Source organism: Salinimicrobium oceani, from assembly GCF_012037645.1.
On sequence record NZ_JAAVJR010000973.1, the window covers coordinates 1 to 380 of the forward strand.

The window sequence follows — 380 nt, forward strand, 5'->3', positions numbered from 1 at the left end:
TTTAGGAATGTACGAACACAGCTTTCCCAATAAAAGATACAAAGAAACCCTTCAATTCTTAACCAAAGTTGCACCTGCGCCGGCAGACATTCTCGATCTTGGGGTAAAGAATCCTTTTTCAGAAATCATGGAGAAACAGGGTTACAGCGTTACAAATACTCAGGGCGAAGACCTGGACCTGGACACTTCTGCGGTTCAAAATACTTCTGCAGAAATTGTAACTGCTTTCGAAATTTTTGAACATCTCCTGGCACCTTTTAATGTTTTAAAAGACATTAAAGCCAGTAAACTTGTGGCAAGTGTGCCCCTAAGACTTTGGTTTTCTCCTGCCTATCGCAATAAAAACGATTCCTGGGACAGGCATTATAACGAATTTGAGG

The 380-nt window shown here is 41.1% G+C and carries 1 protein-coding gene; it reads left to right on the plus strand.

The window, feature by feature from the left end:
• Positions 1-7 precede the first annotated feature (7 nt).
• On the plus strand, positions 8-380 hold a 373-nt coding region (locus HC175_RS20325; RefSeq protein WP_168139856.1), incomplete at its 3' end, for a class I SAM-dependent methyltransferase.